This is a genomic window from Rubellimicrobium sp. CFH 75288 (genome assembly GCF_009904055.1).
In the GTDB taxonomy this organism is placed as follows: domain Bacteria; phylum Pseudomonadota; class Alphaproteobacteria; order Rhodobacterales; family Rhodobacteraceae; genus Rubellimicrobium.
This window is the reverse complement of the sequence record NZ_WYDP01000001.1, coordinates 507725-533971: the sequence shown is the minus strand read 5'-3', so window position 1 is coordinate 533971 and position 26247 is coordinate 507725. Positions and strand designations below refer to the sequence as shown.

Genomic DNA, 26247 nt, shown 5'->3' with positions numbered 1-26247 from the left:
GCCCGGCCCCGTGCCGGGCCGCGCCCTGCCGCGGCGGCAGTTCTTCCGTCTTCCAGGAGTGATCTCCATGGAGTTCCTGGTCTTTCTGGGACGTCGCGTCCTGTGGTCGCTTCTGGTGCTCTTCGGCCTCTCGGTCGTGATCTTCACCATCGCCCGCGTGGTGCCCGGCGACCCGGCCCGCATGGCCCTTGGCCCCCGCGCCAGCGCCGAGCAGGTTCAGGCCCTGCAGGAGACGCTGGGCCTGAACAGACCGCTCTGGGAGCAGTACGGCCTCTTCCTGTCGGGTCTTGCGCAGGGCGATCTGGGTCGGTCCCTCCTGACGGCGCAGTCCGTGAACGTGGACATCGCGCGCACGTTTCCTGCAACCTTCGAGCTGGTTCTCTGCACCATCGTGCTGGCCTTCGTCCTCGGTGTGCCGCTGGGGGTGGCGGCGGCCCGGTGGAAGGATCGCTGGCCGGACAACCTCGTACGCGCGCTTGCAATCGTCTCGGCGGTGACGCCGACCTTCTTTCTTGCGCTGCTGCTGCAGATCCTCGCAGGTTACGTCCTCAACATCCTGCCCACGACGGGCCGCCTGCCGGCGAGCCTGCCCTTTCAGGCCGACATCACCGGCCTTCTGCTGATCGACAGCCTGATCCGAGGGCGCGGGGACGTCTTCGCTGAGGCGGTGCGCCATCTGCTCCTGCCCACCATCGCGCTGGGTGCTGCCACGATGGGCCAGATCGCCCGCATCACGCGCGCCAGCCTCATCGACGTGAGCCGACAGGACTACATCGAGGCCGCCCGGGCCTTCGGGGTGCCCGACCGGCTGCGGATGTTCAAGTACATGCTGCGCCCCGCCTTTGTGCCGCCGCTGACCATCACGGGTCTCGAGTTCGCCTCGCTGATCGGCAACGCCTTCGTCGTCGAGCTGATCTTCTCCTGGCCCGGCATGGCGTCCTACGGCGTGCGGGCGATCACGCAGAAGGACCTGAACGCCATCATGGGCGTGGTCATGGTCTCCGGCGTCTTCTTCGTGCTGGTGAACCTTCTCATCGACGTTCTGGTCGGCGTGGTCGATCCGCGCATCCGCATCCGGGGGGCGCGGGCATGAGGACCGACGCCGAACAGCACGCCCTGTCGAACGCCTGGCAGAACTGGTTCCGCTTCTCGCGCAACCCCACCGCCGTGATCGGGGCGGTCATCGTCGTCGTCTGCGTGCTTCTGGCGATCCTCGCGCCCTATATCACCCCCTATCCCGATCATGTCGGCGCGGTGGTCGATTTCCGCAACCGCCACCAGCCGCCGTCGGCCGCCCACTGGTTCGGAACCGACAACGTGGGGCGCGACATCTTCACCCGCGTGATCTTCGGGCTTCGCATCTCGCTGATCCTTGCGGTCGTGGTGCTGGGGGTGGCCATTCCGATCGGCGTGATCCTCGGCCTGCTGGCAGGCTATTTCGGCGGCTGGGTCGAGACCGTGATCATGCGGATCACCGACATTGCGCTGGCCATCCCGCCTCTGGTCATGGCGCTGGCGGTCGCGGCCGTGCTGTCGCCCTCGCTCGTCAATTCGATGCTGGCCATCGCGCTTCTGTGGTGGACGTGGCACACGCGGCTGATCTATTCCATCACGCGACAGTTGCGCACGCAGGAATTCGTCGAGGCGGCCGAGACCCTGGGCGCATCGAGGCGGCACATCCTCTTTCGCGAGATCCTGCCCAACTGCGTTTCCGCCATCGCCGTCAAGACCTCTCTCGACGCGGGCTTCGTGATCCTGATCGGCGCCGCCTTGTCCTTTCTCGGCCTCGGAATCCAGCCGCCGACCCCGGATCTCGGCACGATGGTGGCGCAAGGCGCGTCCTTTCTGCCCGATTACTGGTGGCAGTCGCTCCTGCCGGGCTCGGCCATCCTGATCCTTGCTCTCGGCTTCAATCTCCTGGGCGATGGACTGCGCGACCTCTTCGACGTGGAGGACGTGCGATGAGCGTTCTGCTGTCGGTCGAGGGGCTGTCGGTCAGTTTCACGACCTATGGCCGCCGGAGCCAGGTGTTGCACGACGTGTCTCTCGCGGTTCCCGAAGGCGCACAGATCGCGCTCGTGGGCGAGAGCGGGTCGGGCAAGTCGGTCACGATGAAGACGATCATGGGCATTCTGCCCGTTCCCCCGGCCAAGGTAGAGGGCGGACGCATCCTGTTCGCGGGCCGCGACCTGCTGACGATGCCGGAGCGCGACCGTCTGCGCCTGCGGGGCACCGCCATGAGCATGGTGTTCCAGGATCCCATGTCCTCGCTCAATCCGGTCTTCACCATCCAGGACCAGCTCGGCACCATCCTGAAATATGCCGACCGGCGACTGGGACGCGACCGTGACCGGCGCGGTCGCCGGGTGCGCATCCTCGAAGTGCTGGCCCAAGTCCGCATGCGCGACCCGGAACGGGTGGCCCGATCCTTTCCGATCATGCTGTCGGGCGGCATGCGTCAGCGCATCCTGATCGCGATGGCGCTCCTGTCGGAACCACGCCTGCTGATCGCCGACGAGCCGGGCACCGCGCTCGACGTGACGACCCAGGCCCAGATCCTGAAGCTGCTCAAGGACCTTGTGACCGAGAACGGGCTTGCGCTGCTGATGATCACCCACAATCTCGGCGTCGTCCGCCAGACCTGCGGCTACACCTATGTCATGAACAGGGGCCGCATCGTGGAGCACGGGGCGACGCAGGCAATCTTCGAGGCTCCTGCCGAGGATTACACGAGAAACCTGATCGCCGCGGTGCCGCGTCTGACGGGACGGAACGGATGACGGCCAGCCCGGTTCTCGAATTGCGCGACCTGCACAAGGTCTTCCCCCTCAGGGGGACCTTCGGGCGTGTCAGGGGCGAAGTGCGGGCCGTGGACGGCGTGTCGCTGAGCATTCCGAAGGGGCAGGTTTACGGGCTGGCCGGGGAGAGCGGATCGGGCAAGTCCACCATCGCGCGGATGATCATGGGCCTCACTCGTCCGACCGGCGGCGACATCCTGCTGGACGGCGTGTCGATCCTGGGTCGGCAGGCCAGCCTCGCGCACCGGCGAAAGGTGCAGATGGTGTTCCAGAACCCCGGCGCGTCGCTCAACCCCCGGCGGACCGTGGGCCAGTCGATCCGGGTGCCCCTCGACGCACACGGGTTTCCGGGCAATCGCCAGAGGCGCGTGGCCGCTCTTCTGGAGATGGTTCAGCTGCCCCGGCACTTTGCCGAGCGCTATCCGCACGAACTCTCGGGCGGCCAGAAGCAGCGTGTCGCCATTGCCCGGGCCCTCGCGGTCGAACCCCGGCTTCTGGTGCTGGACGAACCCACCTCGGCGCTGGATGTCTCGGTGCAGGCCCGGATCATCGAGCTTCTGGAAGACCTCGGTGGCGAACTCGGGCTGACCTACCTGTTCATCAGCCACGACCTGTCGCTCATGCGGAACTTCGCGCAGACGGTCGGGGTCCTCTATCGTGGGCGGATCGTGGAGACCGGCGCGGTGGCGCAGGTCTTTGGCGCTCCCCAGCACGACTATACCCGCCTTCTCCTGGCCTCGGTCCCCGTGATCTCCGCCGAGGAGGAGGCCATGCGGCCGGCGATCCCTCTCATCAATGGCGAGATTCCGACCGCCGAAGACCTTCTCGCCCTGCGCCAGCAGGCCAGATCCAAGGAAAGACAAGCATGATCCGCATCGGAATCGATGTTGGCGGCACCAACACGGATGCCGTTCTGATGAACGGAACGCAGGTGATGGCTGGCGTGAAGGCGGCGACGACCGCAGACGTGATGAGCGGTGTCGTCCGGGCCTTGCGCGCGGTTCTCGGTGCGGCAGGCCTGCAGGCGGAGCAGGTGGATGTGGTGATGATCGGCACCACGCATTTCACCAACGCCGTTGTCCAGCGCCGCGATCTCGCCCCGACCGCCGCCGTCCGACTGTGCCTGCCCGCCACGGCCAGCCTGCCGCCGATGGTGGACTGGCCTGAGGATCTCCGCGACGTGATCGGCCATCACTGGTGGCTCGCCCATGGCGGCAACGAGTTCGACGGGCGACCGATCTCGAGGCTCGATCCGGACGAATTGCGCCGCATCGCGGGCGAGATCCGGGAAAGGGGCATCCGCTCCGTCGCCATCACCTCGGTCTTTTCGCCTGTCTCCACGGAGTTCGAGCGCGAGGCCGGACGGATCATGGCCGAGGCCTTGCCGGAGGCGCACATAACCCTGTCCTCCGACATCGGCCGCATCGGGCTTCTGGAGCGCGAGAATGCCGCGATCATGAACGCCTGCCTGCGCGATCTGAGCCGCGAGGTGGTGGCGGCCTTTCGCCGGGCGCTGACCGATGTGGGATTTACCGGCCGCTTCTATCTCACCCAGAACGACGGCACGCTCATGGACGCCGACTTCGCCGAGAAGTTCCCCGTCCTGACCTTTGCTTCGGGCCCGACCAACTCGATGCGCGGGGCGGCCTTCCTGTCGGGTGTCAGGGATGCCATCGTCGTGGATATCGGCGGCACCACATCGGATGTGGGAAGCCTCCAGAAGGGCTTTCCGAGACAGGCCACCGTGGCGGTCGAAGTGGGCGGCGTGCGCACCAACTTCCGCATGCCCGATGTGTTCTCGATCGGCCTCGGGGGCGGGTCGCTGGTCGTGGATGGACCAGACGGGGTGACGGTGGGACCCCGGTCGGTCGGCTACCGGATCGTGGACGAGGCGCTCGTCTTCGGGGGTCAGACGCTGACCGCGTCCGACATCGTGGTGGCGGACGGGGGAGCGGAGCTGGGCGACAGGGCCAAGGTCGCGCATCTGAGCCGCGACCTGATCCGTCGCGCCCGCGACAGGATCGCCTCCATGCTCGAGGATTGCGTCGAACGCGCCCGCATCTCGGCAGAGCCTCTGCCGGTGATCGTCGTGGGCGGCGGCTCGATCCTTGTGGAGGGGCCGATCGCGGGGCTCGATCTGATCAAGCCCGATCACTTCGCCGTGGCCAACGCCGTGGGTGCCGCCATCGCACAGGTCAGCGGCGAGGTGGACCGGGTCTATGCCCTGGCCGAGATGACCCGAGATGACGCGCTGGCCGATGCCAAGGCCCAGGCGACCGAGGCCGCCATCGCCGCGGGTGCGCTCGCGGGGAGCGTCGAGATCGTGGATGTGGAAGACGTGCCGCTGGCCTATCTGCCCGGCAATGCCACGCGGGTGCGCGTCAAGGCCGTGGGAGACCTGCATGCGGGGTGACGGTCGCTATCCGCTGACCGAGGCGGACCTTCTGTCGCTCTCGATCGGCGCAGCGCTTCTGGGCACGGGGGGCGGAGGCAATCCCTATGTGGGGATGCTCCGGTCGCGCGAACTGCTGCGCAAGGGCGCGACGGTCGAGGTCCTGCCGCTCGATGCTCTGGCCGACGACGCCTGGGTGGGCGAAGTCGGGGGGATCGGAGCACCGGTCGTGGGCGTGGAAAAGATCGAACAGGGCGAGGAATGCTACCGGGCCCTCCGCGCGGTGGAGGAGGTGTCGGGCGTCAGGATCTCCGCGCTGATCTGCGCGGAGATCGGCGGTGCCAATTCGATGGAACCGGTGATCACGGCTGCGCAGGCCGGCCTGCCCGTTCTGGACGGGGACGGGATGGGCCGCGCCTTTCCGGAAGTGCAGATGACCACCTTCTTCATCTACGGCGCCAAGCCCGCACCCGCCGCGATCGCCGACGACAAGGGCAACACGGTCGTCTTCCGCGACGTGCTGGACATGTACTGGCTGGAACGCTTCGCCCGCGATACCGCCGTGGCGATGGGAGCGGGCGCGGGGTTGGCCATTGCACCGATGCGGGGCGACTTTGTGCGCCGCGCGGCGATACCGGGGACGATGACGCAGGCGCTCGAGATCGGGCGGACGATCCTCGACGCCCGCGCGAAGCGGCAGGATGTGGTAGGCCGCATCATCGCCGCAACGGGTGCCACGCTGTTCTTCACCGGCAAGGTCACCGATATCCGGCGCGAGCTTCTGGGGGGCTTCGCACGGGGCGAGGCGCAGATCGCCGGCTCGGGAGAGTGGCACGGATCGGAAGCCCGCATCGCCATCCAGAACGAGAATCTCGTCCTGTGGGTGGATGGCCGGCCTGTCATCATGGTGCCCGATCTCATCATCAACCTTGATCTGGAGACCGGCGAGCCGATCACCACCGAGGTGCTGCGCTATGGCCAGCGACTGGCCGTCATCGGTCTGCCGGCCCACGAACTCCTCAAGACGCCCGAGGCGATGGCCGTGGTCGGTCCCGGTGCCTTCGGCTACCCCGATCTCGTGTTCTCGCCGCTTGCCGGCGGCCGGGTCGGCAACGGAAAGGATGTCCGATGAAGATCCTGCGCACCGTCGACGTGGCCGATCTCGACGATATCGCCATCGGAGGGGCCGTGCTGGGCACGGGGGGCGGGGGCGATCCCTATATCGGCAAGCTGATGGCCCAACAGGCGATCCGGAAGCACGGGCCGGTCACGCTGGTCGATATGGACGAACTGGCCGACGACGCCCTCGTCGTGCCGGTCTGCATGATGGGTGCGCCCACCGTGATGACAGAAAAGCTGCCGCAGGGCGACGAGCTGATGAATGCCTTCACGGCACTGGAAAAGCGGATGGGGCGCCGGATCGATGCAGTCCTCTGCGCCGAGGCGGGGGGCGTGAATTCCACCACCCCCTTCGTGGTGGCGGCTGCGAGCGGTCTGCCGCTGGTCGATGGCGACGGCATGGGCCGGGCCTTTCCCGAACTGCAGATGGTGACCTTCACGCTGTCGGGCGTCTCGGCCACGCCGATGGTGCTCTGCGACGACAAGGGCAATTCCATCGTCCTCGACACGGTGTCGAACGCCTGGACCGAGCGCCTCGCGCGCGCGGCGACCATCGAGATGGGCGGATCGGCGCTTCTGGCCTTCTATCCGATGAGCGGGAGGGTCGCGAAGGAAGCAGTCGTCCGAGGCACGTTGTCGCTCTGCGCCCGGGTGGGACGGACCCTGCGCAGGGCCCGCAGTGCGCATGCCGATCCGGTGGCGGCGCTGGTCGATCTCCTGGGGGCGCAGGTGCTGTTCCACGGGCGCATCGCGGACATCGAACGCCGCACCGAAGGCGGCTTTGCCCGCGGACAGGCCACATTCCGGGGGGTGGAGCGCGACGCGGGCCGGTCGCTTCGCCTCGAGTTCCAGAACGAATTCCTCATCGCCGAACGCGACGGCGAAGTGCTGGCCACCACGCCCGACCTCATCGGGGTCGTGGAAGCCGACAGCGGGGCGCCGGTGACGACGGATTCCCTCAAGTATGGCCAGCGGCTGGTGACGCTCGCCTGGCCCTGCCATCCGCTCTGGCGGACGCCCGAGGGGATCGAACTGGTCGGCCCGCGCTACTTCAGGTACGACGTCGATTACCGGCCCCTCCCGGCGGGCTGAGCCGCAGGGCGTGGGCCCGACTTCCGAGGGCTGGACGTTCCGGGATGCCGAGGCCAGTCGGGCGTCCCGTCAGCCATGCAGGTGTCGCCTCGGCAAGCGCGGGCTGGGCAGGGCCGCTCAGACGGGTACCACGTGAAGGTCGCGGGGCAGGCGCGAAAGGATCTCGGGTCCCTCCTCGTGCAGGATCACGATCTCCTCGAGCCTGAGGCCGAACCGGCCCTCGATGTAGATGCCGGGTTCGATCGAGAAGACCATGCCGGGGCGCAGGATCGTCCCGGAGGCCTCCGAGATCCAGGGGGGCTCGTGCCCCTCGAGCCCCATGCCGTGGCCGAGGCGGTGGACGAACTGGGGACCGAAACCTGCATCCTCGATCACCCGGCGGGCGGCACGGTCGAGTGTGGAGGCCGGAACGCCCGGCCTGCAGGCGGCAAGCGCGGCCTCCACGGCGGCCTCGACGACGGCATGGACGCGGCCGTAATCCGGGGGCGGCTCGCCGAGACAGGCCATGCGCGTGATGTCGGAGGAGAAGGCGCCCTTCCGCGCCCCGATATCGAGGACGATCACATCGCCGGTCCGCAGGACGGTGTCACCGGTGTGGTGATGCGGAAAGGCGCCGTTTGCAGCAGCGCCAACGATGGTGAACAGCGGCTCTGCCCCGTGGTTCCTGAAGACGTCGCGGGCGACAGTCGCGACCTCCTCCTCGGTCATGCCGGGCCGGAGCGCGGCGAAGATCGCCGACATGGCCTCGTCGCTGATGGCTGCATTGCGGCGGAGTTCGTCCTGCTCGGCTGCATCCTTGCACAGGCGCAGCTCGCCCAGCGTGTCCCGCGCAAAGCCGTGGCCGGCCTGGGGCAGGGCATCGAGCAGCAGAAGCGCGAAATCGCTGCGCATCGCTTCGTCCACGTCCACGCGTCGCGCCGTCGTCGCGCCAAGGTCGGCCAGCGCCTGCTGCAGGGCGGCGTCCGGGCCTTCGGCATCCGTCCACGTCCAGAAGGGAAGGTCGGTCTGCTCGCGCGAGCCTGCGGCATTGAGCGCGGGCATAAGAAATCCTGCCTTGTCCCGCGTGACGAGCAGGAGGCAGGGACGTTCGTCGGCATGGGGATGGAAGCCTGCCACCCAATGCATGTTCGGGCCGGGGCCGAGAGCCACGAGATCGGTGCCTTGTGCAGCCATGGCGGCCCGAAGGCGGGACAGGCGGTCGGCGATTGGCGGAGCGGGCATCGGATTGTCTCCTGTGGCTGCACGAGGCGCGCGGTCCTCGCAGCGGATGGCTGCCCCCGGCGATCGGAGGCCGAAAACAACGGGGTGCAGGTTTGCCGCGGCGGGCCCGTCAGGCCGGAACGGTCACGCGGTTGCCGAAGGGAGCGTTGACATCGAAGCCGCCGATGGCGGCCATCTCGGCTTCGGGCGGCGCCTCGCAGGACCATTTGCGCGAGGGAACCCAGCCGCAGTCGCGCTTGAGGATCGCGGCGTATTCGGCGCGCTTCAGGGCGGCGAGCGAGGGGTCGATCACGGGGACTCCGAGCCTGTCCTCGAGCGCCTTGTGAAAGCCGATCTCGAGCGTGCAGCCGAGGACGAGCGCCTCGGCATAGTCCTCCTCGACCGCGCGGCGGCCCGCCTCGATCAGGCGGCGCTCGGTTTCGGCGTGATCCTTCTGGAATTCGGTGACGCCGAGTTCGACATGGTAGAAGCCGGACAGACGGGCGCCGTGGCCATAGGCATGAACCGTTTCCTGCATCTGTGCCACCCATTTGCGGCGGCCGACGATGATGCCGAAGCGATTGGCGAGCGAGGCCGCGATCTCGCAGGCGGCGACGCAGGGGGCCGTGACGATCATCTCGCCCGAGACCTCCCGCGCCTCGTGCAGGCCGGTGTCGTAGAAGCAGCCGATCACGAAGGCATCGAAGCCCTCCCTGGCGGCGGCGCGGGCGGCCCGGACGATCCCGGCGGTGACCCGGCCCTCGTAGGCGCGGTATTCGATATGGGTGAAGGCACCATCGGCGGGCGGCAGCGAGGTGACGTGGACCTCCGTCCCGGGACGCTTGTGGGCTGCGATGGCCCGGGCGAACAGCCCGTCATAGGCTGCCGAGCCCACCGGGTTGTGGAACATGATGCGTAGCGGATCGGCCATGGCTCAGCCCTCCCAGCCATAGATCTCTCGGGCGCGTTCGGGTGTGACGAGCCCGTTCCGGACGTCTTCGGCCACACGAGCCCGGTCGCGGCGGAGCGGATCGCCGTAGCCGCCGCCATTGCCGGTGATGACGCGGATCACGTCGCCGGCCTTTGTCTGGAGGCCCGAGACGAAGGCATACCGCCGAGGCTCGCCGCCGGCGGGGCGGAACTCGATGATGTTGCCCGAGCCGTCCCGACCCCCTGCCATTCCCCAAGCCGGGAACTTCGATCTCGTGTAGCCGGCGGTCAGGTACCCGCTTTCGGCACGCACGCGATAATCCATGATGATGCCTCGGCCGCCGGCGAACTCACCTTCGCCGCCCGGGCCGGTATTCAGCTCCATCCGGTCCACGATCACGCCGTTGCGGGCTTCGTTGATCTCGGCGGGGCAGTTGTAGGTTTCTCCGTGGAAACCGCAGAACATCGCGGAGTTGCCGTCCGCACCCGCGCGGGCCCCCCAGCCGCCGATCTGCGGTTCGATGATCGTGTACTGGCGGCCGGTATCGGGGTGGATGCCGCCGATGAAGGTTCCGCAGACCGAGGCAAAATGCCCTGCGGCAAGCCGGTCGGGCACATGCGGCGCCAGACAGCGCCACATGATGTCGTACACGCGCAGCTCGATCTCGTAGTAGAAGCCGATCGGGGCCGGCTCGCGCGCGTGGAACACGCTGCCTTCGCGGGTGAGCAGACGGATCGGCCGGAAGCTGCCCTCGTTGGCAGGCGAATACGGATCGGTCAGCGACTTGAAGATCATCTGCGCCGCAACCATGACCCCGTCGCGGCTGGTGTTCACGGGACCGGCAGACTGATCGGGATTGTTGCGCAGATCGACCTCGAACGTGTCGTCGGTGATCCTGATCCTGACGTGGTAGACCGTGCCGTCGTCCTGCTCCTCGGACAGTTCGAAGGTGCCTTTCGGAAGCTGCGCCATGGCCTTGCGGCTGGCCGCCTCGCCGTAATCCATGAAGTTCGTCATGGCGCGCCGGAAGGTTTCCACGCCGTATTTCCCGGCAAGATCGGTCAGGCGGCGGGCTCCGATCCGGACCGAGGCGATTGCAGCCCAGACATCTCCCTCGAGGACGTCTGGCATCCGGCTGTTGGCCTTGAGGATGTCGAAGACGGAGTCGATGGGCCGGCCTGCCCGGATGATGCGGATGGCGGGGAGACGCAGCCCCTCCTGCCAGATCTCGGTCGCCGCGCCGGTCAGGGACCCGGGAGCCATCCCCCCGACATCCGAGTTGTGGGCGATGTTCGCCGTCCAGGCGATGAGTTCACCATCCACGAAGACCGGCATGGCGACAACGATGTCGTTGAGATGCGTCACTCCGCCCCAATAGGGATCGTTGGTGGCGAAGATGTCGCCCTCGCGGATCTCGTCGCGTGGAAACTTGGCCAGCAGCACCTTCACCGACTTGTCCAGCACGCCGATGAAGGCAGGAATCCCGGCGCCGGAGCAGGCGAGGCCGCCTTCTGCGTCGAGGATGCCCGTGCCCATGTCCAGGACCTCATAGATGATCGAGGACATCGCAGTCTTCTTCATGGCGGCGAACATCTCGTCGGCGGCCGCCTGCAGGCTGTTCTGGATGATCTCTTCGGTGATCGGATCGTTGTCCATGGCTGCGCTCAGATCGAGATGTGAAGGTTGCGGAAGCCGTCCATGCGGACGGTGTTGCCGGGGTGGATGACGACCGTTGTTCCGGCATCCTCGATGATGGCGGGACCCCCGAAGGTCATGCCCGGCCGCAGGCGGTCCCCATCGTAGATCGTGGCCTCATGGATGCCTTCGAGAGCGTAGTCCACCGGACGCCTGCCCTTGACGGCGGCTGACGCGTCTTTGGGACCCAAGGGCTCTTCCTTCATCGCAAGCTTGCCGACCTCGGCCGTGGCAACGACATGGAGGCCCACCATCTCGACCGGTGCCGAGAGGCGATAGGTGTATTCGCGTTCATAGGCTGCGTGGAAATCGTCGACGATGCGCTGCAGGGCTTCGGGAGTCAGGACGCCGTCGAGCAGCGGCACCTCGACGGTATGCTCCTGGTTCTGGTAGCGGAACTTCCCGTGGCGCCGGAGGCGGACCGCGTCCTTCCCGATTCCCTCGCCCGCGAACTGGTCACGCGCCCGCATCTCGACCTCGGCAAACGCCGCCTCGATTCCCGGAGCGGCTTCCGGCGTCAGGCCGGACAGGCGGGTGACGAAATAGTCGCGCCTGAGATCGGACATCATCATGCCCCAGGCCGAGAAGACCGGCGCACCGAACGGCACGACGATCTTCTTCACGCCCAGATCGGCGGCCAGTTCGACCGCATGCATCGCCCCCCCGCCGCCGAAGGCCAGCAGGGTGAAATCACGCGGATCGTGGCCACGGTTCAGGCTTACGAGTTTGAGCGCGTTCACCATGTTGTTGTTGGCGATGCGGATGATGCCGCGAGCGGCCTCGTCCGTCGTCACCCCCAGACGGGCGCCCACCTCGGACAGCGCCCGCTCGACGGCTTCCATGTCGGCCGTCACCGAGCCCCCGCAGAAGTAGTCGCGGTTGATGCGGCCGAGCCAGAGATTGGCGTCGGTCGTCGTGGCGCTCGTGCCCCCACGGCCGTAGGCGGCCGGTCCCGGCTGCGCCCCCGCCGAATGCGGCCCGACATGGAGCTTGCCGAAATCGTCCACCCAAGCGATGGAGCCCCCGCCGTTTCCGATCTCGACCAGATCCACCACGGGCACCATGATGGGATAACCCGCCGACCTGCGGTCGCGCTCGATCCAGTAGTCCGTCATGATCCGGACCTGACCATTCTCGATGAGCGAGCACTTGGCCGTGGTGCCCCCGATGTCGAGTGCGAGGATGTTGGGTTCGCCGATCATCCGGCCGAGTTCGGCGGCCCCCCAGAACCCGGAGGCGGGGCCCGACTCCACCATGGTGATCGGAATGCGGGCAGTGGCCGCAAGGCTGTCCACGCCGCAGTTCGACTGCATGATGTAGGGCTGGCCCTTCAGTCCGCGGGCCTGGAGCGCTTCGCCGAGTCGTCGCAGGTAGCGTTCGGCGATGGGCTGGACATAGGCCGACAGCACCGCCGTGTTTGTCCGCTCGTACTCCCGCCATTCGCGCGTGATCTGATGGGCGGCGACAGCGGGTACCTCGGGCCAGAGGCGGCGGAGCTCGGCCAGCGCCGCCTCCTCATGAGCCGGATTGGCGTAGCTGTGCAGGAAGGAGATGGCGACCGCTTCGACGCCTGCGGCCTTGAAGGTGGCGACGATGTCGGCCAGCGGAGACAGGTCGAGTTCCCGCATGACCTCACCGCGGTAGGTCATCCGCTCCGGAAGCTCCCGGCGGAGATAGCGGGGAACAAAGGGCTTGGGCTTTTCGTAGAAGAGGTTGAAGAAGTCCGGCCGGTTGCCGCGGGCGATCTCGAGCGTGTCGCGGAACCCTTCGGTCGTGATGAGACCGACCCGGACGCCCTTGCGTTCGGTGAGGGCGTTGATGACGACGGTAGTCCCGTGGGCCAGGAAGTCGATCCGGACCGGATCAATCCCGCCCTTGTCCAGAACGTCGAGCACTCCCTGTTCGTAGTCCGGCGGTGTCGTGTCCGACTTCGCGGTGCGGATCGTGGTGGTGCCGTCCGGATGAATCTCGAAGGCGACAAGATCCGTGAATGTGCCGCCGACGTCCGTGGCGACGCGCAGGGTGCCGGGCATCAGGATGTCCCCTTGGACTTGAGCGTTTCATTGAGCAGGAAGGCCGCAAGGCCGGGCAGGCGCAGGGTCGCGTCGATGGCCGCGATGCGGTCGGGGGTGAAGTAACCCTCGGCATCCAGGATGTTGGCGGTGCCGAGCACACGGCCCATGGCCACAAAGGGCAGGTTCATGCAGGATGCGCACCCGAGCGACGCGATGAGGTCGTGGTCCGGGAAGACCTTGCGGATGCCGTCGATCGTGTTCGCCACAAAGGTCTCGTGCCGGTCGAGCACCGTGCGCGTCCAGATCGTGTCCTCGGCCGGTTTTGTCCCCGCGACGGGGTAGTGGAGGTCGTCGGACGTCCAGACGCGTCCGGCCTCGCGCGTGGCCGCGTCGAAGGTCATGAGGGTCACGAGACGGGCGCCCGACACGTCCTGCGCAAGCCGGCCGAGCGCCTCGAATGTCCGGCTGGGCTGATCGTCGGCGGCGGCTATGGCGGTCAGCACCGTCATGCATCCTCCCAGGCGAGCCTGTCGCGCATAGCCTTCTCCTCTTCGGTGATGACGGGGACGGCGGCCATGAGCCGCCGGGTGTAGGGATGACGCGGGTCGGTGAAGAGCGCCTCGGTGGCAGCGAGTTCCACCAGGCGGCCGCGCTGGAACACGGCGACGCGGGTGGCGATGTTCCGCACCACGGCAAGGTCATGGGTGATGAACAGGTAGGTCAGGCCATGCTCAGCCTGCAGCCTGGCCAGAAGCCGCAAGACCTCTGCCTGCACGAGCACGTCCAGCGCGGAGGTCGGCTCGTCGAGTACCACAAGGCGCGAGCCGCAGGCGAGCGCCCGGGCGATGGCGACACGCTGACGCTGACCACCCGAGAGCGCGGAGGGTGCCCGGGAGGCGAGATCGGCGGACAGTCCCACATCGGCCAGAAGGGCCGCGACCCGGGACCTCCGCTCGGCGGGGGCCCCGATGCCGTGCACGTCGAGCGCCAGGCGCAGCGAGGCCCCGATGGAGCGCCGGGGATTGAGCGCGGAGGCGGGATTCTGCTGCACCAGCTGGATCGCCCGGCGGTGAACGAGCGTCCGGGTGGCAGGCAGGACTCTACCTTCCAGCAGGATCTCTCCCGTTGTCGGCGGATAGAGGCCAAGCACGAGGCTGGCCAGGGTCGATTTCCCCGAGCCGCTCTCGCCCACGATGGCGAGGCATTCGCCGCCGGCAACGTCGAGCGAGACATCGACCAGCGCCTGCACCTCATGACCGGCGGTGCGGAACGTCTTGCAGAGATGGCGCAGCGACAGGATCGGCGTCATGGTGCCGCCTCGTGCTCGATCAGCGGGGCAAGGAAATCGTCGGACCGTTCGGGGATGTCCGGCAGACCGCCGCCCGTGATCCGTGGCTGGGCCGCCATGAGGGCGCGGGTATAGGCGTGACGGGGATCGTGGAAGATCGCTTCGGTTGGACCCGCCTCGACGATACGACCGCGATAGATGACATAGGTGCGGTCGGCGAACTCCCGCACGACGCCCAGATTGTGGCTGATGAAGAGGACCGAGGTCCCGTGGTCGACCACGAGTTTGCGCATGAGGTCGAGCGTCTGGGCCTGGATGGTGACGTCGAGAGCGGTGCCCGGCTCGTCCGCCAGCAGCAGCGCAGGGCGATTGGCCAGAGCCATGGCGATCATTATGCGCTGGTTCATGCCGCCCGACAGCTGGAACGGATAGCTGTCGAGGACGCGGGCCGCATCGGGGATGGCGACCTCGTCCAGAAGCTCGGCGGCTCGGGCGCGTGCGGCCTTCTCCGAGAGGTCGGGCGTCGCGCGCGCCAGCACCTCGCGGAATTGCGGTGCGATGCGGAAGACCGGATTGAGCGAGGAGGTCGGGTCCTGGAAGATCATGCTGATCCGGGTGCCGCGCACGGCCCGACGCTCCCGGGGAGGGAGGCGCAGGAGATTGCGGCCCTGGAAGACGATATCACCCGCGAGGCGGACGCCCCGCTGCTCCTGAAGCAGGCCGAGGATGATACGGGCGGTGACCGACTTGCCCGAACCGCTTTCGCCCACCAGTGCCACGCGCTCGCCTCGTGCGATGCGGAGCGAGATGCCATGCAGCACCTCGACCGTGCCGACAGGGAGGCGGAACGACAGCCGCAGATCGCGGATCTCGAGCGTGTTCACCGGTCCGCCCCCAGAACATCGCGCAGACCGTCTCCGATCAGGTTGAAGCCGAAGACGGCCACGAGGATCGCGAGCCCCGGAAAGACCGCGAGCCACCAGCTGTCGGGGAGGTAGCGCGCCCCTTCCGCGACCATGGAGCCGAGGTCCGGGGTGGGGGGCTGCACGCCCAGACCCAGAAAGGACAGCGAGGACACGATGAGGATGACAAAGCCCGCATCGAGCGTCATCTTGGTCAGGACCGCGGGGATGCAGTTCGGCAGGATCTCGCGGAACATGACATGGATGCGCGAGGCCCCGATCACCTCCGCAGCGAGGACGTAACCCTCGACCTTCTCGCCTCGCGCGATGTTGTAGACGAGCCGGGTGTACCAAGGCCACCACATCGCCGTCACGGCGATCATGCCGTTGACGAGCGTCGGCGCAAGCACCCCCATGATGGAGATGGCGAGCACGAGCGGCGGGATCGACAGGAACACGTCCGTCAGCCGCATGATCGCATATTCCCACCAGCCGCCGAGATAGCCCGCCATCAGGCCGAGCGTCACCCCGATCGGCACCGCGATCGCGAGCACGACCACGGCGAGCAGGAGCGAGATGCGGTAGGCGTAGAGGATCCGGGTAAAGAGGTCGCGGCCGACCACGTCGGTGCCCATGACATGGGTGGCCGAGGGGGGCTTGTTGAAGTTGGTGAAGTCCACGACGGCGCCGCGATGGTCGGGGAAGGGGGCCAGGACAGGCGCGAAGACCGCCCCCACGATCACGAGGCTCACCAGAAGGACGCCGAGCAGCGAAAGCGGGTTGGCGGCAAGGATCCGTGCCGTGCGCCTCATGGCGTGGCTCCCCTCTGGGCATGGCGGATGCGCGGGTTCAGCAGAACGGTGAGGACATCCACGATGATGTTCACGAGGATGAACATGGCCGAGATGATGAGGACCGTGCCGACGATAGCGTTGAGATCCTTGCGCAGGATGACCTGCACGCCGTAGCGCGACAGACCTGGCCAGCCGAAGACCGCCTCCACGAGAAAGGCGTTACCGAGCAGGGCCGCCAGATCGAGACCGATGATCGTCAGGGACGGGATGAGGGAGGGCCGGAAAGCGTAGCGGTTCGCGACGCGCCGTTCGGGAAAGCCGTAGGCGCGGGCCATCTCGATGTAGGGGGTTTCATAGGTCTCGATCATGTTGGCGCGCGTCAGGCGCGCGGCCTGTCCGATGCCCGAGAGGGCAAGCGCAAAGGCAGGAAGGACGAGGTGCGCTGCCGCGCTCCGAAAGGCGGCACCGTTGCCGGCGAGGAGCGTGTCGATCAGCAGGAAGCCCGTGACGCGGCCGATCTCGAACTGGCTGGCGATCCGGCCGGCGATGGGGAACCAGCCGAGATAATAGGAGAAGACGAGCATCAGGCCCACGGCCCAGACGAAGGACGGGGCCGAGACACCGAGTAGCGAGAGGACGCGGATCAGATGATCGGGCCAGCGGCCGCGGAAGCGGGCTGCGAGAATCCCCAGCGGCAGGCCGAAGGCAATCATCATGATCCCGGCGACCAGGATGAGTTCCAGCGTTGCGGGAAGGAATTCGGCGATGTCCGTGGTGACGGGACGATTGGTGTAGAGCGACCTCCCGAGATCGCCACGGGCGAGATCGGCCAGGAAGTGGCCGTATTGCGCAACAAGGGGTTCGTCGAGGCGCAGCTGGGCACGCAGGTTTGCCACCTGCTCGGCCGTGGCGTTGGGCCCGAGCGCCACGCGGGCGGGATCGCCGGGAATGACCCGGGCGATGCAGAAGATGAGGACAGACACCCCGAAGAGGACAAGAAGGGAGGTGCCGATCCGCTTGGCTGCGAGGCGCAGGACGGGGATCATGGAAGGCCGCGAGGGAAACGGCCGGGGAGTGTCACCACGTCCCCGGCGGCGGGGGGCGTCAGTCGTCGAGCGTCATGAGGCGGAAGCTGAAGCCCATGCCATCAACCCCGAAGGCGGCCGCCGGATCGGTCAGGGCCGGAGCCGAGACGCGCGGACTGGCTGCGAAGACCGAGTTGCGGTCGAAGGCGTAGATGGTCGGCGCCAGGTCCATCAGCCGCGCGTTCAGGGCCGAATAGGCCGCCTCGCGGGCGTCGTCGGAGTCTGCGCTCCGGCCCTCCTCAAGCAGCCGGTCCACCTCGGCGTCGTCGAGATATTCGGGCGACTGCCATGTGCCGGCGGCCGAGGAGTGATACATGGGAAAGAGCAGCGTGTCGGGATCGCCCGTCACGGCCGTGACAAAGACCTGGCTGATGTGGGGAGTGGATTCGGGATTCGTCACCCGCTCGGTGAAGAGGACCCACGGCACCCGCACGATTTCGGTGTTGAAGCCGAGTTCCGAGAAGTTCGCCTGCATCAGGAGGGCGAAGCGTTCCTCGATGGGGACTTCCGCAATCCAGCTCACTTCCAGCGTGTGCTCGGAAGGATTGTAGGCGCAGGCCTCGAGATGAGCGCGGGCTGCCTCCATGTCGCGGACGAGAGGCTCGTCGGCGGGATTGGCGCCGAACATGCCGACGGGGATCGCGCCGGTCGCAGGCAAGCCGCCGGCAACGCCTTCGGCGATCCGGGTGATCGCGATGGCGGTCTCGTAATCGAAGGCTGCGGCAAGGGCACGGCGGCAGTGCACGTCGTCGAGCGGCGGCTTGGTCGTGTTCAGCTTGATATAGAACCCGCCGGTGCCGCTCTCGCTGAAGAACTGGGCGCCGTCGCCCGCCAGGGCCGACATGACTTCGGGCGGGAGCCACTGCGACGTGATGTCGTGCTCGCCACTCGCCATGAGCGCCCGGATGGTAGCCGGTTCCAGACCGTAGCGCAGCCGGACTTCGGAGGGCGCGCCGGGATCGACGGGCAGGAAGTAGTTGTCGTTGCGGACAAGGACCGTCTCTTCCTGCGGGTTGTGGCTGCGAACGACATAGGCCCCCGTCCCGGCCGAGTTGGCCGAAAGGAAGGCTTGTCCCCAGTCGCCCATCTCGTCGTTGCCCGGGCCGAGATTGGCCATCACCGTCTCCTTGTCGACGATGGGCAGTCGCACGAGCGACGCGATGAAGGGGGCGTAGGGTTCCGAGAGAGTGAAGCGCACCGTCGTGTCATCCACGGCTTCGACGCTCTCGACGACAGTGAACAGGAACGACAGACCCTCCCCGAGGGCCTGCATGCGCTCGACCGAGAAGACCACGTCCTCGGCCGTCATCCGGTTGCCCGAATGAAACGCAACATCATCGCGCAGGGTCAGGGTCACGGTGGTGCCGTCCACCACCCAGTCCATGGCCAGATGCGGCACATGACCGGGCGCTCCCTGCGCGGGCAGCACCAGCGTGTCATAGACGTTGAACATCAGGAGCGAGTCAGCATAGTCCGATGCCTTCGCCGGGTCGAGTTCGCCGACCGGCACCTCGTCGAGTCGAAGGACGCCCTCGGCCCAGCTCGGAGCGGCCGCAGCAACCATCGCCGTCATCGCGAGTGCGGATGCAGCGATCCTGAGATAGGTCTTCATCGCAGTCTCCCTGTTTCTTGTCAGTCGCTCGTTTGTGCGGCGGCAACCCCGCCGGGGTGGTGGGCGGCGCGTCGGGCGTCGCCGAAGACGTCCATCGTGCAGGTATGCAGAAGCGTTGTGACCTGATCGGTATGGTTCCAGCTCGAATGGACGCGGGTTGACGCGAAGTGGATCGAGTCACCGGCATTCAGAACGTGGCGCTGCCCCTCGATTTCGACCGTCAGGGCACCGGACAGGATGAAGAAGAGTTCCTCGCCTTCGTGCCGGATCGGCTCGGTCCGGTGACCAGGCGCCTCGTGGATGAGCACGGCGCGCAGCACGTTGCCGGGGAAGGTGGTCGAGAGGCGCTCGTATCCGATCTGGGAGGTATCGAAGCCGTAGACCGGACGATGGCCAGCCCGGGTCATCGGGCCGGGATCTGACGGCTGAACAAGGAAGGCACCAGGATCGAGCCCGAGAACCCGGCTGATCGCGGTGAGAGAGGAGAGCGAGGGTGCCGTCAGGCCACGTTCGACCTGGCTGATGAAACCCGCTGTCAGTCCGGCCTCCTCCGCGACGGTCTGGAGCGTCAGTCCGAGTGCCTTGCGCCGTTCGCGCATCCGCAATCCGAGGAAGGTCTGCGGATCAAGCGCGGGTTCGTGTTCGTGGGATTGAGCCTGAGCGGTGGACAGCAGCATGAGAGCCTTTAGTGCAGCTAAAATTACAGTGAGACTAAAAGGGCGCCGCGCGTCAATGTCTTTCTTGTGGGTCCTGCCCGGCCGCGGCGGAGGCGGACTCGCGATCGAGACGCCTTGCAGGCGCAGCCCTTGGCGGATGGGGTCGCGGGTCCCGCAACCTGTGCACCAATACAGAGCTTCTGCCCCGACGAACGCATCCCAGCGAATGACGGGGATCCCACGCCTGCCCGAAGGCCCGACAGGGGTTTATGAGGTCGCGGCAGGGCTGGGTTCCGGAACGGCGGCCCGGGGCTGCTTCGCCTTCCCGTGCTGCGTTGCTCACGAGGCGATGGCGTCTGTCGTCAGGGCGACTCTTCCCGCTCCTGCGGGAATTGACGGCTGAGGCCCTTCCTCGGGGCGGCGGCCCAGCCGTGACCGTCCGGCGAGGCGTCGAGACGACCCTCACCCGGCCGCGAAGCGAATGATCCACAGCCCTGCGGCACGAGGATGCGGGTCGAACGTGCCGCCGACCAGCCCCAGCGCCCCGCGAGATGAACGGATCCGGACCGGAAGGGCATGCGAGGCGGAAACCGCCGGTGGGCGGAGAGTGGCCGGATGCCGGACAGGACGTCCACGACGGTGACAAGGCACCGCTCACGACCTACGATCATCCCCGTCAAGGAAAGGGATCGACATGGTGATCACCCGCCGCCGTCTGCTCGGCTCCGCCATCGGCGCACTGGCCTGCTCGGGCTCCGTCCGTCGGGTCTGGGCCGCCACGGAAGTTGCACTGGCCGGCGGGCGGCTGCTCAGCCTGAGCGACGGCGCCCTTGTTCTGCCCGAAAGCTTCGTCCTGGGCGGCCTGCCCGAGGAGGAGGCGCGCGCGCTGCTCGCCGCCGCCGGGGTGAGCGGGCCGGAGCTGCGGGTGCCCTGCAACGTCGCGCTCTGGCAATCGGAGGACCGGACGGTGCTGTTCGACACGGGCGCTGGACCCGACTTCATGCCCAGCACGGGGCATCTGCTGGATGCGCTCGGGGCGGCGGGAATCGATCCCGGCGCGATCACCCATGTGGTCTTCACCCATGGACATCCCGACCATCTCTGGGGCGTCCTCGACGAGTTCGACGAGCCGCTGTTCGCCAATGCCCGTCACCTGATGGGCCGGGTCGAACGCGACTACTGGCTCGATCCCGCGACCGCCGACAGCATCGGTCCCGACCGGCAGTTCTTCGTGGCTGGCGCTGCCCGACGGCTGGGGGTTCTGGGCGACCTGGTGGAGACCTTCGAGGATGGAGACAGCCTGCTGACGGGGCTCGTCGCGCAGGCCACGCCCGGCCACACCCCGGGTCACATGGCCTTTCGTCTCGGCGAGGGGGACGATGCGCTGACGGTCGTGGGCGATGCCATCCCCAACGCCTCAATCGCGCTGGCCCGGCCGCATTGGGAACTGGCCTCGGACCAGGACCCGGCTCTCGCGGCGGCGAGCCGGACGGCGCTGCTCGCCGATCTCGCCGCGCGGGGGCAGCCGGTCATCGCCTTCCACTTCCCCGAAGGCGGGATCGGCCGCATCGAGGCGGCGGAGGAGGGCTATGCCTTCGTCCCCGCCCCGTGAGGGGCGCGCTCAGCCCCCCGTGGCCTCGCGGGCGACGGAATCGAGGAGGGCCTCCACCTCGTCCATCGGCCCGTCGGGATAGGTGCGGTAGCCCACCATGACCTCGCCCTCGCGCTCGGCCACGAAGATGCCGTAGGGGCAGAAGGCGATGTTCATGGGGTCGGCCTCCATCACGCGGCGCGACACCGCGGCGGAGCAGAACACGTAGATGTCCGCCTCGTCGAAGAGGACCACGTCGCTGCCCACATCGGCGCCCGTGCGGTTGAGCATCTCGCCGACATGGCTGGTGTAGTCGATCACCAGCCCCTGGTTGGTGATGGCCGATTCCACGGCAAAGGCGGCGTCCTCGAAAGAACCATCGAAGGGATAGACGACCACCGCCTCCTCGGCACGAAGGGCGGCAGCCCCCGCCAGGCAGAGGGTCAGGGTCAGGATGACGCGGCGCATGGTGGTGCTCCTGTGATGGGGGAGGGGCGGATGGGTTCCGCCCGGACCTCGTTTCCGCGGGAACCGCCCGGATCCGCTCCGGCGGAACGGGCGGACGGCCCCCTTCCCGTCATTCGGGATGGCTCTGCAGGAAGGCGATCACGGCCGCGATCTCGTCGTCGGAGCGCAGGCCCTGGAAGGCCATCTTGGTTCCCGGCATGTAGCCGCGCGGGTTGGCCAGATAGGCCGAAAGCTCCTCCACGGACCACACGCGCCCGGCCTCGCCCGCTTCCTCGAGAACCCGCGAATAGCGGAAACCCTCCTCGGAGGCGATGGGGGCACCGACCACTCCGTTCAGCACCGGCCCGGTGCGCGTCCGCGCTCCCTCTCCCACCTCGTGACAGGCCGAGCAGCGGCGGAACACCTGCTCGCCCGCGGCGACCAGGGCCATGTCGAGAGCGTCCGCCTCCGGAACGGCTTCGGTCATGACAGGCTCAGCCGCCGGTGCCTCGTCCGGCACAGCGGCCATCTCCGCCGTGGCGTCCGGCGCTGCGGCCTCGGTCGTCTCGGCCTGTGCCGCCTCGGCCTCGGTGGTGTTGGTGCCGCCCACAGCCTCGGCCATCGCCGGCTCCTCGGCCACCGCCACGGCGGCGTCGGCCGCATCCGCCACGTCGAACCCGTCGCCCGGGGTCACATCCAGCACGGTCGCCCGCATGGTGATCTCGACCGATTCCTTGCAATTCTCCATGCAGGGCTCGCGCGAGAATTCCACCAGTTCGACCTCGTCGCGGTCGTCCTCGAAGAAGCCGTCGGCATTGGGCATCTGGACCGAGGCGAAGGTCTCCGGGCTCAGGACGAAGTCGTCGTCCACCAGATCGTTGAGGTGCAGGATGTAGGCCGTGATCGCGTAAGTCTCGTCGGCCGTGAGCGACTGCGCATCCCCGAACGGCATGGCGCGGTGGATGTAGTCGATGGCCGTCGACAGATAGGGCCAGAAGGACCCGACCGTTTTCACCGGATCGTCGCCGTCGAGCGTGCCGAACCCTCCCGCCAGCTGCGGCCAGCGCCCGGCCCCCTCGCCGAAATCACCGTGGCATACTGCGCAGCGTTCGACAAAGAGCTCCTCGCCCGTCCAGACATCGCCGGAACCCTCGGGCAGGCCCTGCCCGTCAGGCCGCACGTCGATGTCCCATGCGGCGATCTCCTCGGGCAGCGCTTCGCGGCCCAGACCGTATCCGCCCGGCCGCGAGGGGGCGGGCTGTTCCTCGAAGGCGACCGGCACGACGGCACCGGCGGCATTCGCCGGGGCGTCCCCGCCTGTCGCGACCATCCCGGGGGCGGGCTGTTGCGCAGGCGCCTCCGGGTCAGGCGAAGGGTCCGCCGCGGCCGTTACGGAGGGCGTCACCTCCTGCGCGGCCGGAGTCTCGACGACCTGCGCCTGTGCTGCGCCGACGAGGACAGCATCGTTCGCCCCGCCGCGCCCCGATCCGTGGATGCTGTTGGTGACCAGGACGCCCGATCCAAGGAACGCGGCGGTGCCTGCCGCCACCAGTCCGAAGAACGGCAGCGGCTCAAGAAATCTCGACATTCTCGGCCTCCCCCGCCTCGTTCACGGCCCATGTCTGGATGCCGTTGTTGTGATAGATGGAATTCTCGCCTCGGATGGCCCGCAGGGCCTCCTTGGTCGGCTGGACGTAGCCCGTGGAATCATGGGCGCGGCTCTGGAGCAGCAGCGGGCGTCCGTCCCAGTCGAACTCGAAGTAGAAACGGTGCATCGACTTGTCGAGGCTGGGCCCCGACATGCGCGCCTGATGCCAGTTGATGCCGCCGTCGAGCGTGACGTCCACGCGCGGGATGGTACCGCGTCCCGACCAGGCCACGCCGGTGATGACCACGGGCCCCGGTCCGGTGCGGATGGGCGCCTGCGGCGAGGGGTTGGTGATGACCGATTTCGCGTCCATCACCCAGGTGTGCCGCCGCGACCGCCCGTCGGCGAGCGTGTCGGTATATTTCGACGTCTCCTCGCGCTGCCCCCAGTGCTGGTCGCCGACCTCGATCCGGCGCAGCCACTTGATCCACATGTTGCCTTCCCAGCCCGGCACCACCAGCCGGAGCGGATAGCCCTGCTCGGGGCGCAGCGCCTCGCCGTTCATCTTGAAGGCCACGAGGCAGTCGTCCATCGCCTTCTCGAGCGGGATGGACCGGGTCATCGCCGCCGCATCCGCGCCCTCGGCCAGGATCCAGGAGGCCGAGCCCTTCAGCCCCGCCTCCTCGAGCAGCAGGCGCAGCGGCACGCCCGTGTACATCACGTTGTGGATCATGCCGTGCGTGTACTGGCAGCCGTTGAGCTGCGCGCCCGCCCACTCCATCCCCGTATTGGCCGCGCATTCGAGGAAGTAGATGCGGTTCTCGCGCGGGAAGCGCAGGATGTCCTGCATCGTGAAGACGAGCGGCCGGTCCACGAGGCCGTTGATCATCAGCCGGTGCTGCGCCGGGTCGATCTCGGCGATGCCGCCGTGATGACGCTCGAAGCACAGCCCGTTGGGCGTGATGATCCCGTCGAGCTCGTGCAGCGGCGTGAAGTTCACGGAGGAGACCGGGTCCGCCGTCAGCCACGGCACATGGCGCCGCACGACATGGGCCTCGAACTCGGACGGCTTGCCGTAGGGGCGTGCATCCACACCGTCGCCCAGAAAGCGCGTCCAGGGCTGGAGGGTGGTGATCGCCGGGTCCGGCGCCGGGCCGGCTCCCTGCGCCAGCGCCATCCGGGCACCGACCAAGGCGCCGCCGGCCGCAGCCGCACCCGTCAGAAGGCGGCGGCGGTCGGGGCGGAAGGGAAGCTCCCTGTTGCTCATGCCTCGCTCCTTTCTCAGATGCCGGTGACGGTCACATGGCTCCGCGGCTCGGCGCGCACCGTGCCTTGGGACCGGATATGGGCCTCGACGACCTCCCAGATGGGAGGGCCTTCGGTTCCCTCGTTGACGCTGGCCCAGCCCGCCACGGCATAGGCCCGAGCCGGATCGATCGGCTCGCCGCTCGACAGCAGGACAAGGTCCGAGATGCGCGAGCCCATGGGCGCGCCCACATCGATGCGATAGCCCAGACCTCCCACGCGGACCATGTCGCCCCCCTGCTGGTAGTAGGGGTCCGGGTTGAAGAGGTTGTCGGCCACGTCCTCGAGCACGATCTTGAGCATCTCGCCCGTCATCTCGGTCCGGTAGGCCGCCGGATAGGACATCGCGGTGACGTTGAAGACGTCCTCGCGCGTGATCGTCTCGCCCGGCATCACGCTCGCCCCCCAGCGGAAGCCGGGCGACAGCGCGATCTCGGCGTCGCGCTGCGACAGGAGCGCGTCGCAGATCACGTCGTCCCAGGTGCCGTTGAAGTTGCCGCGCCGGTAGAGCAGCGACTCGGTGGTTCCCAGCGCCTCGGCCATCTCCTCGGCGAAGGGCGCGCGCGTGGCCTCCACCAGCGCCGCCATCTCCGGGTCGGGCGCGATCACGTCCGAGAAGACGGGAATGAGCCGGTGCGCGAGGCCCTGCATCCGCCCGTCCCTCACGTCGAGATCGATCCGGCTCACAAACTTGCCGTGGCTGCCCGAGGCGATGAGGAAGGTCTCGCCGACCTGCACCGGCTCCGGGATCGCGTCATGCGTGTGGCCGGTCAGGATCACGTCGATGCCGGGGACGTTCCGGGCGATCTTGCGATCCACGTCGAAGCCGTTGTGGCTGAGCAGGACCACGACCTCTGCGCCGCCGGCGCGCGCCTCGCTCACGACCGCAGCCAGCCGCTCCTCGCGGATGCCGAAGGAATATTCGGGAAAGAGCCAGCGCGGATTGGCCACCGGCAGGTACGGGAAGGCCTGACCGATCACCGCCACCTTCGTGCCGCCCCGCTCGAAGACGGCCACCGGTTCGAAGGCGGGCTCGTCCCACTCGGCGTCGAAGATGTTCGCCCCGAGGAAGGGGAAGGCGAGTTGGGTTTCCACGATCTCTCGCACACGGTCCGAGCCGAGCGTGAACTCCCAGTGCGCAGTCATCGCGTCGACGCCCAGTGCGTTGAACAGGTCCACCATGTCCTGCCCGGCCGTGCGCAGCGCAGGCAGCGAGCCCTGCCAGGTGTCGCCGCCGTCGAGCAGAAGCGCGTCGGGCCGGTCGGCACGGATCGCCTTGACCACGGTGGCGATGCGATCAAGCCCGCCCATCTGCCCGTATTCGCGACCCAGCGCGACGAAATCCTCGTAGGTGAGCGCGTAGTCGAGCGCCGAGCCCTTCTCGATGCCGAAGGCGGCGCGGAACTCGGCCCCTGTCAGATGGGGCGGGATGCCCGCGGCCTCGCCCACGCCGAGATTGATCTCGGGCTCCCGGAACCAGACGGGCTGGGTCTGGGCATGGATGTCCGTGATGTGGATCAGGGTCAGATTGCCCGTGCCCGCCGGGCCAATGAGATCGTCCTGCGTCAGACGCTGCTGCGCCGCGAGCCGGCTCCAGGACCCGAATCCCGACGCACCCCAGAGCGCGGAGGCGGCGAGGCCCGCCTGGATGAACTGGCGACGCGGGATCACGGGGACAACCTATGCATTTTCGTGAATGTCTCCAGAGATGAAACGGCCCGCGCTCCTTCCGGGTCG

General features: G+C 67.8%; 23 protein-coding genes. 8 read left to right on the top strand and 15 right to left on the bottom strand.

All coding sequences use genetic code 11. The features are described from left to right. Window positions 1-67 precede the first annotated feature (67 nt). The 7 genes from GT358_RS02615 to GT358_RS02585 are packed head-to-tail and all read left to right on the top strand — an operon-like array spanning window position 68 to window position 7401. The gene (locus GT358_RS02615; protein WP_166580987.1) at window positions 68-1093 is read left to right on the top strand and encodes an ABC transporter permease; all 1026 of its coding nucleotides are present in this window, start codon (window positions 68-70) and stop codon (window positions 1091-1093) included. After that, window positions 1090-1965 carry an ABC transporter permease gene (locus GT358_RS02610; protein WP_166580986.1) on the top strand — a complete coding sequence of 292 codons (876 nt, stop codon included), beginning with the start codon at window positions 1090-1092 and terminating at the stop codon, window positions 1963-1965. The genes GT358_RS02615 and GT358_RS02610 overlap by 4 nt, the downstream gene beginning before the upstream one ends. Next, window positions 1962-2780: an ABC transporter ATP-binding protein gene (locus tag GT358_RS02605; RefSeq protein ID WP_166580985.1), complete on the top strand. Its 819-nt coding sequence runs from the start codon at window positions 1962-1964 to the stop codon at window positions 2778-2780. The genes GT358_RS02610 and GT358_RS02605 overlap by 4 nt, the downstream gene beginning before the upstream one ends. After that, window positions 2777-3667 (top strand): ATP-binding cassette domain-containing protein, encoded by an 891-nt coding sequence (locus tag GT358_RS02600; RefSeq protein WP_166580984.1) that lies wholly within the window; start codon window positions 2777-2779, stop codon window positions 3665-3667. Before GT358_RS02605 ends, GT358_RS02600 begins: the two co-directional genes overlap by 4 nt. After that, on the top strand, window positions 3664-5211 hold the full coding sequence (locus tag GT358_RS02595; protein ID WP_166580983.1) for a hydantoinase/oxoprolinase family protein: 1548 nt from the start codon (window positions 3664-3666) through the stop codon (window positions 5209-5211). Before GT358_RS02600 ends, GT358_RS02595 begins: the two co-directional genes overlap by 4 nt. Then, window positions 5201-6322 (top strand): DUF917 domain-containing protein, encoded by a 1122-nt coding sequence (locus GT358_RS02590; RefSeq protein WP_166580982.1) that lies wholly within the window; start codon window positions 5201-5203, stop codon window positions 6320-6322. The genes GT358_RS02595 and GT358_RS02590 overlap by 11 nt, the downstream gene beginning before the upstream one ends. Beyond that, a complete protein-coding gene (locus tag GT358_RS02585; RefSeq protein ID WP_208103264.1) occupies window positions 6319-7401 on the top strand; it encodes a DUF917 domain-containing protein in 1083 nt (360 codons plus the stop codon). The genes GT358_RS02590 and GT358_RS02585 overlap by 4 nt, the downstream gene beginning before the upstream one ends. Window positions 7402-7518: 117 nt before the next feature. Here GT358_RS02585 and GT358_RS02580 read toward each other — a convergent pair whose 3' ends face one another. The 11 genes from GT358_RS02580 to GT358_RS02530 all read right to left on the bottom strand — a co-directional run bounded on the left by GT358_RS02580 (window position 7519) and on the right by GT358_RS02530 (window position 19600). After that, a complete protein-coding gene (locus GT358_RS02580) occupies window positions 7519-8622 on the bottom strand; it encodes a Xaa-Pro peptidase family protein (protein ID WP_166580981.1) in 1104 nt (367 codons plus the stop codon). Window positions 8623-8731: 109 nt separating this feature from the next. Further along, the gene (locus GT358_RS02575) at window positions 8732-9532 is read right to left on the bottom strand and encodes an aspartate/glutamate racemase family protein (protein ID WP_166580980.1); all 801 of its coding nucleotides are present in this window, start codon (window positions 9530-9532) and stop codon (window positions 8732-8734) included. Between the two features lie 3 nt (window positions 9533-9535). Continuing rightward, window positions 9536-11188 (bottom strand): hydantoinase B/oxoprolinase family protein, encoded by a 1653-nt coding sequence (locus tag GT358_RS02570; protein ID WP_208103263.1) that lies wholly within the window; start codon window positions 11186-11188, stop codon window positions 9536-9538. Window positions 11189-11196: 8 nt separating this feature from the next. Then, a complete protein-coding gene (locus GT358_RS02565) occupies window positions 11197-13260 on the bottom strand; it encodes a hydantoinase/oxoprolinase family protein (protein WP_166580979.1) in 2064 nt (687 codons plus the stop codon). Beyond that, complete coding sequence (locus tag GT358_RS02560) at window positions 13260-13751, bottom strand: GAF domain-containing protein (RefSeq protein ID WP_166580978.1); 492 nt, start codon at window positions 13749-13751, stop codon at window positions 13260-13262. The genes GT358_RS02565 and GT358_RS02560 overlap by 1 nt, the downstream gene beginning before the upstream one ends. Further along, entirely contained in the window at window positions 13748-14551 is an 804-nt protein-coding gene (locus tag GT358_RS02555) for an ABC transporter ATP-binding protein (RefSeq protein ID WP_166580977.1), read from the bottom strand. The genes GT358_RS02560 and GT358_RS02555 overlap by 4 nt, the downstream gene beginning before the upstream one ends. After that, complete coding sequence (locus GT358_RS02550) at window positions 14548-15414, bottom strand: ABC transporter ATP-binding protein (RefSeq protein WP_166580976.1); 867 nt, start codon at window positions 15412-15414, stop codon at window positions 14548-14550. Before GT358_RS02550 ends, GT358_RS02555 begins: the two co-directional genes overlap by 4 nt. Beyond that, complete coding sequence (locus GT358_RS02545) at window positions 15411-16244, bottom strand: ABC transporter permease (RefSeq protein ID WP_166580975.1); 834 nt, start codon at window positions 16242-16244, stop codon at window positions 15411-15413. The genes GT358_RS02550 and GT358_RS02545 overlap by 4 nt, the downstream gene beginning before the upstream one ends. Continuing rightward, window positions 16241-17272 (bottom strand): ABC transporter permease, encoded by a 1032-nt coding sequence (locus tag GT358_RS02540; protein WP_166580974.1) that lies wholly within the window; start codon window positions 17270-17272, stop codon window positions 16241-16243. The genes GT358_RS02545 and GT358_RS02540 overlap by 4 nt, the downstream gene beginning before the upstream one ends. A 58-nt stretch (window positions 17273-17330) precedes the next feature. After that, window positions 17331-18923 (bottom strand): ABC transporter substrate-binding protein, encoded by a 1593-nt coding sequence (locus GT358_RS02535; RefSeq protein WP_243730650.1) that lies wholly within the window; start codon window positions 18921-18923, stop codon window positions 17331-17333. A 20-nt stretch (window positions 18924-18943) separates the two neighbouring features. Further along, a complete protein-coding gene (locus tag GT358_RS02530; RefSeq protein WP_166580973.1) occupies window positions 18944-19600 on the bottom strand; it encodes a helix-turn-helix domain-containing protein in 657 nt (218 codons plus the stop codon). Between the two features lie 673 nt (window positions 19601-20273). Here GT358_RS02530 and GT358_RS02525 point away from each other — a divergent pair. Further along, on the top strand, window positions 20274-21191 hold the full coding sequence (locus GT358_RS02525; RefSeq protein ID WP_166580972.1) for an MBL fold metallo-hydrolase: 918 nt from the start codon (window positions 20274-20276) through the stop codon (window positions 21189-21191). A gap of 9 nt (window positions 21192-21200) precedes the next feature. On the opposite strand, the gene GT358_RS02520 is transcribed toward GT358_RS02525, so the two are convergent. The 4 genes from GT358_RS02520 to soxB form a co-directional block, all read right to left on the bottom strand. Beyond that, entirely contained in the window at window positions 21201-21638 is a 438-nt protein-coding gene (locus tag GT358_RS02520) for a DUF302 domain-containing protein (RefSeq protein ID WP_166580971.1), read from the bottom strand. 109 nt (window positions 21639-21747) lie between these two features. Further along, window positions 21748-23205 (bottom strand): c-type cytochrome, encoded by a 1458-nt coding sequence (locus GT358_RS02515; protein ID WP_371416198.1) that lies wholly within the window; start codon window positions 23203-23205, stop codon window positions 21748-21750. Continuing rightward, entirely contained in the window at window positions 23189-24472 is a 1284-nt protein-coding gene (gene soxC, locus GT358_RS02510) for a sulfite dehydrogenase (protein WP_166580970.1), read from the bottom strand. Before soxC ends, GT358_RS02515 begins: the two co-directional genes overlap by 17 nt. Window positions 24473-24486: 14 nt before the next feature. Further along, a complete protein-coding gene (soxB, locus tag GT358_RS02505) occupies window positions 24487-26181 on the bottom strand; it encodes a thiosulfohydrolase SoxB (RefSeq protein ID WP_166580969.1) in 1695 nt (564 codons plus the stop codon). Window positions 26182-26247 lie beyond the last annotated feature (66 nt).